The 13,623-nt window shown below is 70.3% G+C and carries 12 protein-coding genes; 4 read left to right on the plus strand and 8 right to left on the minus strand.

The window, feature by feature from the left end; genetic code table 11:
* Positions 1-368: 368 nt before the first annotated feature.
* Together ACIG3E_RS40015 and dapA are read right to left on the minus strand one after the other, a co-directional pair.
* Positions 369-2,054: a ribonuclease J gene (locus ACIG3E_RS40015; protein WP_399625969.1), complete on the minus strand. Its 1,686-nt coding sequence runs from the start codon at positions 2,052-2,054 to the stop codon at positions 369-371.
* A gap of 129 nt (positions 2,055-2,183) precedes the next feature.
* Complete coding sequence (gene dapA, locus ACIG3E_RS40020) at positions 2,184-3,083, minus strand: 4-hydroxy-tetrahydrodipicolinate synthase (protein WP_399625971.1); 900 nt, start codon at positions 3,081-3,083, stop codon at positions 2,184-2,186.
* Positions 3,084-3,510: 427 nt separating this feature from the next.
* On the opposite strand from dapA, the gene ACIG3E_RS40025 reads away from it, so the two are divergent.
* Positions 3,511-3,750 carry a hypothetical protein gene (locus ACIG3E_RS40025; protein ID WP_399625974.1) on the plus strand — a complete coding sequence of 80 codons (240 nt, stop codon included), beginning with the start codon at positions 3,511-3,513 and terminating at the stop codon, positions 3,748-3,750.
* Between the two features lie 144 nt (positions 3,751-3,894).
* Positions 3,895-4,455 carry a PH domain-containing protein gene (locus ACIG3E_RS40030; RefSeq protein WP_399625976.1) on the plus strand — a complete coding sequence of 187 codons (561 nt, stop codon included), beginning with the start codon at positions 3,895-3,897 and terminating at the stop codon, positions 4,453-4,455.
* A 50-nt stretch (positions 4,456-4,505) separates the two neighbouring features.
* Here the strand turns inward: ACIG3E_RS40030 and ACIG3E_RS40035 are convergent, their stop codons facing one another.
* The 6 genes from ACIG3E_RS40035 to ACIG3E_RS40060 all read right to left on the minus strand — a co-directional run bounded on the left by ACIG3E_RS40035 (position 4,506) and on the right by ACIG3E_RS40060 (position 11,980).
* Entirely contained in the window at positions 4,506-4,958 is a 453-nt protein-coding gene (locus ACIG3E_RS40035; RefSeq protein WP_138962143.1) for a tetratricopeptide repeat protein, read from the minus strand.
* A 14-nt stretch (positions 4,959-4,972) separates the two neighbouring features.
* The gene (dapB, locus tag ACIG3E_RS40040; protein ID WP_399625979.1) at positions 4,973-5,725 is read right to left on the minus strand and encodes a 4-hydroxy-tetrahydrodipicolinate reductase; all 753 of its coding nucleotides are present in this window, start codon (positions 5,723-5,725) and stop codon (positions 4,973-4,975) included.
* A gap of 60 nt (positions 5,726-5,785) precedes the next feature.
* Complete coding sequence (locus ACIG3E_RS40045) at positions 5,786-7,165, minus strand: M16 family metallopeptidase (protein WP_399625981.1); 1,380 nt, start codon at positions 7,163-7,165, stop codon at positions 5,786-5,788.
* The gene (locus ACIG3E_RS40050; RefSeq protein ID WP_399625984.1) at positions 7,162-9,399 is read right to left on the minus strand and encodes a polyribonucleotide nucleotidyltransferase; all 2,238 of its coding nucleotides are present in this window, start codon (positions 9,397-9,399) and stop codon (positions 7,162-7,164) included. Before ACIG3E_RS40050 ends, ACIG3E_RS40045 begins: the two co-directional genes overlap by 4 nt.
* Before the next feature lie 383 nt (positions 9,400-9,782).
* Positions 9,783-10,070, minus strand: a complete 288-nt coding sequence (gene rpsO / locus ACIG3E_RS40055; RefSeq protein WP_030363216.1) for a 30S ribosomal protein S15 — start codon at positions 10,068-10,070, stop codon at positions 9,783-9,785.
* Positions 10,071-10,360: 290 nt separating this feature from the next.
* Positions 10,361-11,980 carry a PQQ-binding-like beta-propeller repeat protein gene (locus tag ACIG3E_RS40060; protein ID WP_399625986.1) on the minus strand — a complete coding sequence of 540 codons (1,620 nt, stop codon included), beginning with the start codon at positions 11,978-11,980 and terminating at the stop codon, positions 10,361-10,363.
* Positions 11,981-12,188: 208 nt separating this feature from the next.
* On the opposite strand from ACIG3E_RS40060, the gene ACIG3E_RS40065 reads away from it, so the two are divergent.
* Together ACIG3E_RS40065 and ACIG3E_RS40070 are read left to right on the plus strand one after the other, a co-directional pair.
* Positions 12,189-13,034: a hypothetical protein gene (locus ACIG3E_RS40065; RefSeq protein ID WP_399625988.1), complete on the plus strand. Its 846-nt coding sequence runs from the start codon at positions 12,189-12,191 to the stop codon at positions 13,032-13,034.
* Positions 13,035-13,144: 110 nt separating this feature from the next.
* Positions 13,145-13,453 (plus strand): DUF397 domain-containing protein, encoded by a 309-nt coding sequence (locus ACIG3E_RS40070; protein ID WP_399625990.1) that lies wholly within the window; start codon positions 13,145-13,147, stop codon positions 13,451-13,453.
* Positions 13,454-13,623 lie beyond the last annotated feature (170 nt).

The following is a 13,623-nucleotide window of genomic DNA, read 5'->3' on the forward strand; positions in this document are numbered from 1 at the left end:
TTCGTGTTTCCAACCCTACCAGATCCGTTTTCCGTTCCGTTTCCGGTTCGGATTTCATTTCCGGTGGCCGTTGGAGGGCCTTTGCCTTTCGGCGTTTCCGACTCTATCAGATCTTTCCGGCTTCCCGGTCCGTTCCGATTTTCATCGGCGCCTTTCAGGTTTTCGCTTTCGCGTTTCCCTTTTCGGCGGTTCCGACTTTATCAGAGATTCTGAGTCGGAATTTCCGTTCCCTTCGGGGCGACCCCGACACGTTGCCGTGTGCGGCGGGTTCCCCTCTGGCGGAGCCGTAAACATACGGGAGCGGGGCGCCTCGATGCAAATCGAGGCGCCCCGCTCCGGAGCTCGCGTCGTCAGGACGGCCGAGGGGCTCAGACCTCGACGACGACGGGCAGGATCATCGGGCGGCGGCGGTAGTTGTCCGACACCCACTTGCCCAGCGTGCGGCGGATGAGCTGCTGCAGCTGGTGCGGTTCGACGACGCCGTCCTGGGCCGACTTCTCCAGGACTTCCTGGATCCGCGGGACGACCTCGCTGAAGACCGCGTCTTCGATGCCCGAGCCGCGGGCCTGGATGTGCGGGCCACCGGTGATCTTGCCGGTCGTCGAGTCGACGACGACGAAGACCGAGATGATGCCTTCCTCGCCGAGGATCCGGCGGTCCTTGAGCGCCGGCTCGGTGACGTCGCCGACCGAGAGGCCGTCCACGTACACATAGCCCGCCTGGACCTTGCCGACGATCTTGGCCTTGCCCTCGACGAGGTCGACGACGACGCCGTCCTCGGCGATGACGATCCGGTCGTGCGGGACGCCGGTGAGGGCGCCCAGCTCGGCGTTGGCGCGCAGGTGGCGCCATTCGCCGTGGACCGGCATCAGGTTCTTCGGCTTGCAGATGTTGTAGAAGTACAGGAGCTCGCCCGCCGACGCGTGGCCGGAGACGTGCACCTTGGCGTTGCCCTTGTGGACGACGTTCGCACCCCAGCGGGTGAGGCCGTTGATCACGCGGTAGACCGCGTTCTCGTTGCCCGGGATGAGCGACGACGCCAGGATCACCGTGTCGCCCGAGACGATGCGGATCTGGTGGTCCCGGTTGGCCATGCGGGACAGGGCCGCCATCGGCTCGCCCTGCGAACCCGTGCAGACCAGGACGACCTCGTGGTCCGGCAGGTCGTCGAGCGTCTTGACGTCCACGACCAGGCCCGGCGGCACCCGCAGATAGCCGAGGTCACGGGCGATGCCCATGTTCCGGACCATCGAGCGGCCGACGAAGGCGACCCGGCGGCCGTACTCGTGCGCCGCGTCCAGAATCTGCTGGATGCGGTGGACGTGGCTGGCGAAGCTCGCCACGATGATGCGCTTGCGGGCACCCGCGAAGACCTGCCGCAGGACGTTCGAGATCTCCCGCTCGGGCGGGACGAAGCCCGGGACCTCGGCGTTCGTCGAGTCGGAGAGGAGGAGGTCGATGCCCTCCTCGCTCAGCCGCGCGAACGCGTGCAGGTCCGTCAGACGCCGGTCCAGCGGCAGCTGGTCCATCTTGAAGTCGCCCGTGTGCACGACCATGCCCGCGGGGGTGCGGATCGCGACCGCGAGGGCGTCCGGGATGGAGTGGTTGACCGCGACGAACTCGCAGTCGAAGGGGCCGAGGCGCTCCCGGTCGCCCTCGGCGACCTCGAGCGTGTACGGGCGGATGCGGTGCTCCTGGAGCTTCGCCTCGATCAGGGCGAGGGTCAGCTTGGAGCCGATCAGCGGGATGTCCGGCTTCTCGCGCAGGAGGAAGGGGACACCGCCGATGTGGTCCTCGTGGCCATGCGTGAGGACGATGCCCTCGATGTCGTCGAGGCGGTCACGGATGGACGTGAAGTCCGGCAGGATCAGGTCGATTCCGGGCTGCTCCTCCTCGGGGAAGAGCACTCCGCAGTCGACGATCAGCAGACGCCCGTCGTACTCGAAGACCGTCATGTTCCGGCCGATCTCGCCGAGGCCGCCGAGCGGGGTGACCCGCAGACCGCCCTTCGGGAGCTTCGGCGGAGCGCCGAGTTCAGGATGCGGATGACTCAAAAGACTCTCCTCACCACGCGCGCCACGTACCTCCGGGGCACGTGGCGCGCGTGACGTTCGTGCAGTAGCAGTTGTGGGTGCAGGCACCTGGCCTGCGATGTGTTGCGTATTGAGTTGTGAAGTCTGTGTTTAGAGCTGTACCCCGCCAGCCGCAAGATCGATCTTGAGCTGGGCCGTCTCCTCCGGCGAGAGCTCCACGAGCGGCAGCCGCAGCGGTCCCGCGGGGCGTCCCTGCAGGGCGAGCGCCGCCTTGCTGGTGATCACTCCCTGCGTACGGAACATGCCCGTGAAGACCGGAAGCAGCTTCTGGTGGATCTCCGTGGCCTTCTGCACCTCGCCGTTGAGGTACGCCTCAAGCAGGGCGCGCAGCTCGGGCGTGACCACGTGGCCGACCACGGAGACGAAGCCGCACGCGCCGACCGACAGGAGCGGCAGGTTGAGCATGTCGTCACCGGAGTACCAGGCGAGACCGGAGCGGGCGATCGCCCAGCTGGCTCGGCCGAGGTCGCCCTTGGCGTCCTTGTTGGCGACGATACGCGGGTGCTCGGCGAGGCGCACGATCGTCTCGGTGTTGATCGGTACGCCGCTGCGCCCCGGGATGTCGTACAGCATCACCGGCAGGTCGGTGGCGTCGGCGATCGCGGTGAAGTGCCGGTGGAGGCCTTCCTGCGGGGGCTTGTTGTAGTACGGGGTGACCGTGAGCAGGCCGTGGGCGCCGACGGCCTGGGCGGCGCGGGCCAGCTCGATGCTGTGGCGGGTGTCGTTGGTGCCGACACCCGCGACGACGTGGGCGCGGTCGCCGACCGCTTCGAGGACGGCCCGTACGAGCTCGTTTTTCTCCGCGTCGCTGGTGGTCGGGGACTCGCCGGTGGTGCCGTTGACGATCAGGCCGTCGTTGCCTGCGTCCACCAGGTGGGCGGCGAGCTGCTGCGCGCCGTCGAGGTCGAGTGCGCCGTCCGCCCTGAAGGGCGTGACCATGGCGGTGAGGACCCGCCCGAAGGGGGTCTGCGGAGTCGAGGTCGGAGCCATGGGTAACACGCTACTCGCTGCTCAGCGCGGGGTCGCCCCTCGGGGGATGTGCTGGGTCTGACACTCAGGGAGCCCGGCACTGCCTGCTCGGGGGTTCAAGCAGTGCCGGGTCCGTTTGATCAGGCTAGATGAACTTCCAGAAATGCCGCAATCGGGACACTTCCGTCGGCTCATCCGCACATCTGTGCCGTGCCGGGCCGGATGTGCCCCGGCCCGGCGGCCGGGGCGGCCGGGGCCGCGGCCGTCGAACTCGGCGTGCGTCGCGGGACGGTGGCCGCTCCGGGGTGCGGTTCCGGCCATCGGCCCTGTGGTGATCCCTCATGACAATCTTCGGCGAATTTGCCGAAACTGGGCACCTTTTGGTCGATTCGAGCGTCTGTGTAGGTGACAGAGTTCCGTTCGAGACCCGTGAGGAGAAGCGCGCCCCATGTTCCGTCGGCGAGAGCCCGTCCCGTTCGCCTTCATCGCCGAAGCCGACAAGTTCCGCAGCAATGTCACTCCCCCACCCCGTGAGCGCGCCACGGCCGGTCAGATCGCGGGCCGTACGCTCATCGGGCTCACCGTGGTCGCCGGTCTCGTGGGCTCCCTGCTCTTCGGCATGCCCGCGATGTCCGCCGACCAGTCGCCCGCCAAGACCCAGCAGTCCGAGGCCTCCGAGGGCCGCTGACGGCCGCGTACGACACGGACGGGCGCCGAGGCACCCCCTTGGCCCCGTCGGGTACCCCCTTGGGCCCCCAACGCTGGTAGCAGGGGACACGGCTCGATAGCCTCACCGGGCACAACCCGTGCGTGGAGTGAGTGAGGACCAGCCGTGCCCCTGCCTTTCCTGACCGCGGACCGCGCCTTCGACGACGCGGGCAAGGACGCCGCGCTCCCGTTCGACGACCGCGACCACTGGCGGCGGCCGTACCGCCCGGGTCCCTGGCGCGTGGCCGCCGCCGCGGTCCTGCTGCTCCTCGCCTCGTTCGTCCTCGTGGCCGCCGTGATCATCGCCTTCGCGGGCGCCCTGCCGGGCGCGGGCGTCTGCGTGGGCGTGGCCGTCCTCGTCATCTGCGCCGCCGTCCGGCTGCTGCGCGTGGGCACCTGGGTCAGCGCGCACGGCCTGCGGCACGTGACCTTCTTCCGCACCCGGACCGTGCCGTGGGCGCGGATCGCCTCCGTGCGCACCATCCAGCAGCCCGTGCGGTGGCTCGGCCTGCCCCGCACGGTGCAGGGGCAGGCCCTGACGCTCGTGCGCCTCGACCGGCCCGCTGGCGAGCGGGCGACGCTGCTCACCGACCGCGGGGCGGACTTCCTCGCGCGCCGCACCGCCTTCGACCGGGCCGCCGACACCATCGAGGTGTGGGCGGACGAATACGGCCGTACGGTCTAGCCCGCAGGCGTACGACATCCGGGCGCGGGCCCTCAGACGCTCAGCGGCCCTCAGACGCTCAGCGGCCTGCCCTCGTGCAGGGCGATGGCCCGCTGCATGGCCTTGCGCGCGCGGGGGGTGTCCCGGGCGTCGTGGTAGGCGATGGCGAGGCGGAACCAGCAGCGCCAGTCGTCCGGGGTGTCCTCCGTCTCGGCCTTGCGCCGGGCGAAGACCTCGTCGGCCGAGTCGCGGTCGATGCGCCCGCTGGGGGTGCGCCTCAACTCGTCGACGGGCAGGCCGCCTTCGGCCTCCAGCTCGGCCGCGAGCCGGTTGGCCCGCTGGACGAAGCGCGTGTTCTGCCACAGGAACCACACGCCGATGACCGGCAGGACGAGCACCGCGACCCCGAAGGTCACGGTGAGCACGGTGCCGTGCTGGATGAGCAGCACGCCACGGCTGCCGACCAGGACGAAGTAGACGACCAGGACGGCGGCCGTGACGGCGTAGGTGATCTTTGCGCGCATGGCTTCGGCTCGGCTCAGTCCAGGTCCAGGAAGTGTTCCAGGCCGAAGGTGAGGCCCGGAGTCTCCACCACCCGCCGGGCGCCCAGGAGGATGCCCGGCATGAAGCTGCTGTGGTGCAGCGAGTCGTGGCGGATCGTGAGGGTCTCGCCCTCGCCGCCGAGCAGGACCTCCTGGTGGGCGAGGAGGCCGTTCAGCCGCACGGCGTGCACGCGGACGCCGTCGACGTCCGCGCCGCGGGCGCCCTCGAGGGCGGTCTCCGTGGCGTCCGGCTGCGGGGCGCTGCCCGCCGCCCGGCGCGCCTCGGCGATGAGCTGGGCGGTGCGCGTGGCGGTCCCGCTGGGGGCGTCGGCCTTGTGCGGGTGGTGCAGCTCGACGACCTCGACGGAGTCGAAGTACACCGCCGCGAGCTGCGCGAACCTCATGGTGAGGACCGCGCCGATGGAGAAGTTCGGCGCGATCAGGACGCCGGTGCCCGGGGCGGCGTCCAGCCAGGTGCGCAGCTGCGCGAGGCGCTCGTCGGTCCAGCCCGTCGTACCGACGACGGCGTGGATGCCGTGCCGGACGCAGAAGTCGAGGTTGCCCATCACGGAACCGGGCGTGGTCAGCTCGACCGCGACCTGGGCGCCGGCCTCGACCAGCGCTTCCAGCTTGTCGCCGCGGCCGAGGGCCGCCACCAGTTCCATGTCGTCGGCCGCCTCGACGGCTCGTACGGCCTCGGAGCCGATCCGGCCCTTGGCGCCGATGACCGCCACGCGCAGCTTGCTCATCTGCCTGTTTCCTTAACCGAGTTATGAGTCGGACGGGGCCTGGGTCCGGGAGTCCCGGGCCTAGGCCACCGCTTCGTGCAGGCGGGCGGCCTGCTTGTCCTTCAGCGGGCCTATCGCGGAGAGCGAAGGGCGCTGCCCCAGGATGTCGCGGGCCACCTCGCGCACCTCGTCCGGGGTGACCGCAGCGATCCTGGCCAGCATGTCGTCGACCGACATCTGCTCGCCCCAGCACAGCTCGCTCTTGCCGATGCGGTTCATGATCGCGCCGGTGTCCTCGAGGCCGAGGACCGTGGAGCCCGCCAGCTGGCCTATCGCGCGCCTGATCTCGTCGTCCGTCAGACCGTGCTCGGCGACGTGGTCGAGCTCGTCCCGGCAGATCTTGAGGACGTCGTGGACCTGGCTGGGGCGGCAGCCCGCGTACACGCCGAACAGTCCGGCGTCGGCGAACGCCGAGGTGTACGAGTACACGCTGTAGGCCAGGCCCCGCTTCTCGCGGACCTCCTGGAACAGGCGCGAGGACATGCCGCCGCCGAGCGCGGTGTTCAGCACGCCCATGGCCCAGCGGCGCTCGTCGGTGCGGGCCAGGCCCGGCATGCCGAGGATGACGTGGGCCTGCTCGGTCTTGCGGTCGATGACCTCGACCTGGCCCGCGGTGCGTACGCGGCGCACGCCCGCGCGCGGGGCGATGGGCGTGGCGTCGGTGCGCGTGAGGGCGCCCGCCTTGTCGAACGCGGCGCGGACCTGGCGGACGACCTTCTGGTGGTCCACGTTGCCCGCGGCGGCGACGACCAGGTGGGTGGGGTCGTAGTGCCGCTTGTAGAAGCGGCGGATGCGGTCCGCGGTGAGGGCGTTGATCGTGTCGACCGTGCCGAGGACCGGACGGCCCAGGGGGGTGTCACCGAGCATGGTGTGCGCGAACAGGTCGTGCACGCAGTCGCCCGGGTCGTCCTCCGTCATCGCGATCTCTTCGAGGATGACGCCGCGCTCGGCGTCGACGTCCTCCTGGCGGATCTGCGAGCCGGTGAGCATGTCGCAGACCACGTCGATGGCCAGCGGCAGGTCGGTGTCGAGCACGCGCGCGTAGTAGCACGTGTACTCCTTGGCCGTGAAGGCGTTCATCTCGCCGCCGACGGCGTCGATCGCGGAGGAGATGTCCAGGGCGCTGCGCTTCCTGGTGCCCTTGAAGAGGAGGTGCTCCAGGTAGTGCGTCGCGCCGTTCAGGGACGGCGTCTCGTCGCGGGAGCCCACGTGGGCCCAGATGCCGAAGGTGGCGGAGCGGACCGACGGCAGGGTCTCGGTGACGACGCGCAGCCCTCCGGGGAGGGTGGTCTTACGGACCGTGCCGATGCCGTTGCTGCCCTTGATCAAGGTTTGGGTACGGGCGACGGCCCGCGCCTCCGAGGAGGTGCGGGCCGTCGCCTTGGAGCTACGGGACGTCACTTGGCGGCGTCGTCCTTCGCGTCCTCGGCGGAGCCGCTGTCGGACTCGGCGTCCTCGCCCTCGATCACGGGGATCAGGGAGAGCTTGCCGCGGGAGTCGATCTCGGCGATCTCGACCTGGACCTTCTGGCCCACGCCGAGGACGTCCTCGACGTTCTCCACGCGCTTGCCACCGGCGAGCTTGCGGATCTGCGAGATGTGCAGCAGACCGTCCTTGCCCGGGAGCAGCGACACGAACGCGCCGAAGGTCGTCGTCTTCACGACGGTGCCCAGGTAGCGCTCGCCGACCTCCGGCATGGTCGGGTTGGCGATGCCGTTGATCGTGGCGCGGGCGGCCTCGGCGGCCGGGCCGTCGGCGGCACCGATGTAGATGGTGCCGTCGTCCTCGATCGTGATGTCGGCGCCGGTGTCCTCCTGGATCTGGTTGATCATCTTGCCCTTCGGGCCGATGACCTCACCGATCTTGTCCACCGGGATCTTGACGGTGATGATCCGCGGCGCGTTCGGGGACATCTCGTCCGGAACGTCGATCGCTTCCATCATCACGTCGAGGATGTGCAGGCGGGCGTCGCGGGCCTGCTTCAGGGCGGCAGCCAGGACGGAGGCCGGGATGCCGTCCAGCTTGGTGTCGAGCTGGAGGGCGGTCACGAACTCCTTGGTGCCGGCGACCTTGAAGTCCATGTCGCCGAAGGCGTCCTCCGCACCGAGGATGTCGGTGAGGGTGACGTAGTGCGTCTCGCCGTCGATCTCCTGGGAGATCAGGCCCATGGCGATGCCGGCGACGGGGGCCTTCAGGGGCACACCGGCGTTCAGCAGCGACATGGTGGAGGCGCAGACGGAGCCCATGGACGTCGAGCCGTTGGACCCGAGGGCCTCGGAGACCTGACGGATCGCGTAGGGGAACTCCTCGCGCGTCGGGAGCACCGGCGTGAGGGCGCGCTCGGCGAGGGCGCCGTGGCCGATCTCGCGGCGCTTGGGGGAGCCGACGCGGCCGGTCTCGCCGGTGGAGTACGGCGGGAAGTTGTAGTTGTGCATGTAGCGCTTGCGCGTCACCGGGGAGAGGGTGTCGAGCTGCTGCTCCATCCGGAGCATGTTCAGCGTCGTCACGCCCAGGATCTGGGTCTCGCCGCGCTCGAACAGGGCGGAGCCGTGCACGCGCGGGATGGCCTCGACCTCGGCGGCCAGGGTGCGGATGTCGGTGACACCGCGGCCGTCGATGCGCTTCTTCTCCTTGATGACGCGCTCACGGACCAGGGCCTTGGTCAGCGAGCGGTACGCGGCGGAGATCTCCTTCTCGCGGCCCTCGAACTCCGGGAGCAGCTTCTCGCCGGCCAGCGCCTTGACGCGGTCCAGCTCGGTCTCGCGCTCCTGCTTGCCCGCGATGGTCAGCGCCTGGGCGAGCTCGGGCTTGACGGCGGCCGTGAGGGCCTCGAGCACGTCGTCCTCGTAGTCGAGGAAGATCGGGAACTCGCCGGTGGGCTTGGCGGCCTTGGCGGCGAGGTCCGACTGGGCCTTGCAGAGGACCTTGATGAAGGGCTTCGCGGCCTCGAGACCGGCGGCCACGACCTCCTCGGTCGGCGCCTCGGCGCCGCCCTTGACGAGCTCGATGGTCTTCTCGGTGGCCTCGGCCTCGACCATCATGATCGCGACGTCGCCGTCCTCGAGGACGCGACCGGCGACGACCATGTCGAAGACGGCGTCCTCGAGCTCGGTGTGCGTCGGGAAGGCGACCCACTGGCCCTTGATGAGGGCCACGCGCGTGCCGCCGATCGGGCCCGAGAAGGGCAGTCCGGCGAGCTGCGTGGAGCAGGAGGCGGCGTTGATCGCGACCACGTCGTACAGGTGGTCGGGGTTGAGCGCCATGATCGTCTCGACGACCTGGATCTCGTTGCGCAGGCCCTTCTTGAAGGACGGGCGCAGCGGGCGGTCGATGAGGCGGCAGGTGAGGATGGCGTCCTCGGAGGGACGGCCCTCACGGCGGAAGAAGGAACCGGGGATCTTCCCGGCCGCGTACATCCGCTCCTCGACGTCCACCGTCAGGGGGAAGAAGTCGAGCTGGTCCTTGGGCTTCTTGGACGCGGTGGTGGCCGAGAGGACCATCGTGTCGTCGTCCAGGTAGGCGACGGCGGAGCCGGCGGCCTGACGGGCCAGGCGGCCCGTCTCGAAGCGGATGGTGCGGGTGCCGAAGGTGCCGTTGTCGATGACGGCTTCGGCGTAGTGGGTCTCGTTCTCCACTAGCGGTTTCTCCGTTACGTAGCGTCTTTTCACCCCTGGGCCCGTGTGGCCCGGGGTCCGCCCCTGCCCGTGTGGCGTGGGAGCGGTGCGGAGAAGCGCGCCGTGGGTGCGGGCCGGTCTTCGATCGAAGCCCCCGGGGACTCGTACTCGCGTATCCCGGAGACCACTACCGAGGACCGGCGGCGGCTGGGTGCGCCTCTCCTTATGTGGTTGTGCCCGTGGTCGTGCGGTGGGCCAGCGCGGGCGCGCCGGGCCCCGCTCGCACGTCCGGGGCTGTGTCGGACGTCACCAGACTACAAAGCGTCGGTGACACCGCGCACGTACAGCAAAGGGAGCGGCCCCCTTCGAGTGCTTCGAGTGGGAACCGCTCCCTTCACGGCGTCTTACTTGGCGCCCGCCGCACCGCGGCGGATGCCCAGGCGGTCAACCAGGGCACGGAAGCGCTGGATGTCCTTCTTGGCCAGGTACTGAAGCAGGCGGCGACGCTGGCCGACCAGGATCAGCAGACCACGACGGGAGTGGTGGTCGTGCTTGTGCGTCTTCAGGTGCTCGGTCAGGTCCGAGATGCGGCGGGAGAGCAGCGCGACCTGGACCTCGGGGGAGCCGGTGTCGCCCTCCTTCTGGCCGAACTCGGTCATGATCTGCTTCTTCGTGGCGGCGTCGAGCGACACGCGAACTCCTTGTGATGTCCTTGTTCGCCTCCGAGCGCCCCTGGTCTTCTTCTCAGGGGTGCTTCCGGTACTCGGGAGGCAGGGGGTCCACCCGGGAGAGGTGGGGTCCGCCTTGCGGCGGATGCCGCGTCGCGCGGTCCACCGGCCGGGGGCCTGGGGATGTGCGCAGACAAGCGAGCGTTACACAGCGTACCAGCCTGGGCGTGTCGGCTCTCCGCCACCGGAGTGGGGGCGGTCCGGGGCCGATCCCGTGGTGCGTCGCCGGGGGTCGCGCGCCAGGTGTCCGCCGGTCACGCCCCCTCGACGCCCAGGGCGCCGTAGGCCGCGCCCTGCCCGTCCTCGCCCCGCTCGGCGCGCAGCTCCTTGGGGGCGATGAAGACCCGGCCTCCCTCGACGAGCACGTCGGTCTCCCCCGGCTTCACGGGTCCGGCCGCCTCCGGGACGCTGAACAGCAGGAACGGGGTCTCCCTGCCCGATTCCGGGTCCAGGCTCACGACGGCGTCCGGGGCGACTCCGTCGGCGCTCCCCCGGAAGGCGAGGAGCTTGCCGCCGCTGAGCTCCAGCGGGTACATCGCACCGCGGCCCCGCGAGTCGAACCTGCGGACGACCTTGCCCGTCGCCAGATCGAACGAGACGATCCGGTTCACCTCGGGGTCCTTGGGCTTGGTCGCGAGGAACAGGCGGTCGCGCTCCGCCACGATGGCGTCGCAGGTCTCCACGGTCCCGAAGCGGGCGGTGAAGCAGTCGTCGATGTAGCGGCCCTCCGGCATGTCGACCGTGGACCGGTAGGCGCCCAGGTCGTCGAGGGCGAGCAGCTTGTCCACGCCGGAGCCCCTGACCGCGACGGCCACCACGGCGGGCTCGGACGACACGAGGTGCACGCGCCGCACGCCGCTGGCGACGTTGTACGTCCACAGCGGCTTGCCCGTCCGCGGGTCGAGGCGCTGGACGCGGTACGTACGGTCGGCGTCGGCACCGGCGCCGCACCGGCGCAGGGCGAGCAGGACGTTCCCACCGGCCAGGCCCGCGTTCTCGCACGCCGAGGGGCGCGTGTTCCGCCAGAGCGGCTTCCCGGCCTTCATGTCGTACGCGACGGAGCCCCGGCCCCAGGCGACGGTGACCGTCCCGCGGGTCAGGGTCACGTTCGTGCTCGTCGGGGAGGCGTCCTCGGCGTCGGGGAGCGCGATCTGCCAGAGCTTCTTGCCGGTGTCGAGGTCGACGAGGGCGAGCTGGGTGCAAGGCCCCGGGGCGGGGGGCTCGGCACGGTCCTTCTTGCCCTTGCCCTTGCCGTTCTTCTTGCCCTTGCCCTTCTTCTTGTCGCCGCCCTTCCCCTTGTCGTCGCCCTTCTTCTTGTTCTTGCTCCCCTTCTTGCCGTCCTTCTTCTTGTTCTTGTCGTCGTCCTCGGCGGGCTTCGGGGGCTCCTGGAAGAGGACGGCCGTGCGGCCGTCCGCGGTGACGTGCCGGGTGGTGCCGCAGACGGGGCCGCCCAGCTCGGTCGACCACACCTCCTTGGACGTCCCGAGCTCGAAGCCCTTGAGGGTGCCGCCCACGCCGCGTACGAGGGTCTTGTCCGTCGCCCAGGTGCCGGGGGCGCGCACGGTGGCGTCCCGGCCGAACCGCTTCTCGAACCCCTTCTCCCGGTAGTCGACGGCCAGGTGACCCACGGGGGAGCTCGGGGGCGTCTCGACGGTGTTCCTGATGTCGTCCGGCGCCTGCTGGACGGCCTTCGCGCCCTGGTTCCCCGCCTCGCCGTCGTCGGCCGCGGCCCAGACCATCCAGCCGCCCGCGCACAGCACGAGGGCCAGGAGCCCGGCCAGGCCCGCGAGCAGGCGCGTGCGGCGCTGTTTGCGCGCGTTGTCCACGGCCAGGACGGACTGGGTGAACTGGGAACGGGGTGGGCCTTGGCTCACGCTGGGGCGCCTTTCTCCGGGTCGACCAAGAGGCGGGATGACACTGGGGCGCCGCACGTCAACTGGTCAGCGCCGAAGGCAGAGTACGGAAGGGCCGCGCGGCTCCGTACGCCGGTGTCCTCCTGCCGACCGTCAGCTGCTGGGGCGAGGGCCGCGGATGCCTCCGGACTGGCGGGTTCCAGCACGGGCGTTGGGTACGTTGCCCACCATGTCCATACCGCCGCAGCAGCAGCCCGGCCCGCAGCAGCCGAATCCGTACCAGCAGAACCCCTACCTCCAGCAGCCGCCGGGCCCGGTGCCCCCGAGCCCCTACGCGCAGCCCCCGGCCCCGGCGGGACAGCCGCCCGCCTTCCCGCCCCAGGGGCCGCCACCCGCGGGCAAGAGACCCGTGGCCCCTTGGGTGTGGGGCCTCGGTGGCGCGGTGGTCGCGTCGGCGGTCTGGGCGGGGGTGCTGTTCGCGGGCGGCACGCTCGGGGGCGGTGACGACGAGGCCGACCTCGCCGGGTACCACGTCCAGAAGAACCTCTGCGACGCCGTCACCATCGACGCCTTCAAGGAGCGCTACGAGACGCGGCTCGGCAGCGATCCGAACAGCCACTACGCGTCCCGGCAGCGGGGCCTCGACGTCAACAACTGCAGCTGGAGCCTCAAGGACAAGGACGCGAGCGCGAGCGACTACAGCAGCGTCTACGTCAACAGCACCGCGCAGTGGCACAAGAAGAGCGAGCCGGAGGGGGAGTTCGCCTCCCTCTACAAGGGGTTCGAGGACCGGTCGCAAGGGGCGTACGCGTACGAGACGAAGTCCGTCGACGGCTTCGGGGACGAGGCCTTCCTCGTCGTGGAGAAGCGATCCTCGACGGGCAGCAAGACGGGACCCAAGGGGTTCGGCGGCATGACGCTGGCCGTGCGGGACGGCTGGTTCACCTTCGAGCTCCAGTGGAGTTGGTACGGGAGCACTACGAGCGGCAGCTCCAAGGCGCCCTCCGAGCAGGAGGTCGAGAAGATGATCAAGTCCGACGCCCGGGACGCCCTGGAGGCGCTCAAGAAGTCGTGACCGCGCGGGCGGCCGTGCGGGCGTGACCGGTCGTATGGCTCCGCGGGCGTCGGCCGCCAAGTAGGGTGTGCGCACAGCGCGTTCGTACGTCGGGAAGGGGCCGTTCCGCCATGGCCGAGGCACAGGACGAGGAAGTCAGGGCACGCAAGGAGCGCGAGAAGAACGAGCTCTACGCTCTCGACATCTCCGGGGTCGAATGGAAGAGCGCCCCCGGCACCGAGGCGCACGAGGAGCGGGTGGAGATCGCCCAGCTGCCGGACGGGGCGGTGGCGATGCGGTCGTCCCTCGCGCCCGAGACCGTGCTGCGGTACACGAAGGCCGAGTGGGACGCCTTCGTACTGGGCGCGCGGGACGGGGAGTTCGACCTGGAGCCCGCGCCGCACAACGGTGGCATGCCCGCGGCCGAGCCGTCGGAGTGAGGCGGGCCCGGCCGAGCGGCCGGGTGCGCCCGGGAGCCCGCGGAGGGCGGAAGCGGTGAGTGCCGCTTCCGCCCTCTCGCCTTGTCCACAGGGGCTTTTCATGGCGTTTGGCGGTGTGCGACCGGTTTGCTCGTGATGGTGGGGAGTCGTTGACCGTCCTTGAGTGAGAC

This window comes from Streptomyces sp. NPDC053474 (genome assembly GCF_044544845.1).
In the GTDB taxonomy this organism is placed as follows: domain Bacteria; phylum Actinomycetota; class Actinomycetes; order Streptomycetales; family Streptomycetaceae; genus Streptomyces.